Origin of the sequence: Elizabethkingia argenteiflava (assembly GCF_009904105.1) — a bacterium.
GTDB lineage: Bacteria > Bacteroidota > Bacteroidia > Flavobacteriales > Weeksellaceae > Elizabethkingia > Elizabethkingia argenteiflava.
Genome location: NZ_JAAABJ010000583.1, coordinates 1 through 268, shown reverse-complemented (window position 1 = coordinate 268; position 268 = coordinate 1). Strand labels below are relative to the sequence as shown.

Annotated in this window: 1 pseudogene; it reads right to left on the bottom strand. The window is 35.1% G+C overall.

Annotated elements, in window-relative coordinates:
* Positions 1–3 precede the first annotated feature (3 nt).
* A pseudogene (locus GNY06_RS09635) lies at positions 4–268 on the bottom strand (hypothetical protein); the annotation flags it as partial.

The following is a 268-nucleotide window of genomic DNA, read 5'->3' as shown; positions in this document are numbered from 1 at the left end:
GTTTTATTGTTTCCCAAAACTCTTCTGCAGTTTGATGACTTCTGTCACCAATAACGAAATTGATGAATCTTTTTCCAAATCTATCAACAGCAATCCAGATCCAACCGTGTTTTTTTTACTCCCTATACAAGTGTGCATTTGATCTAACTCTACCACTTTTATTTCCTTAGATTCACACTGCAATGATTGTATTTCTTGACCGAAACTACGAATCCAATTCAAAATAGTGACATTGCTAACGTCTAAAATCCTGCCGATTGATCTAAAG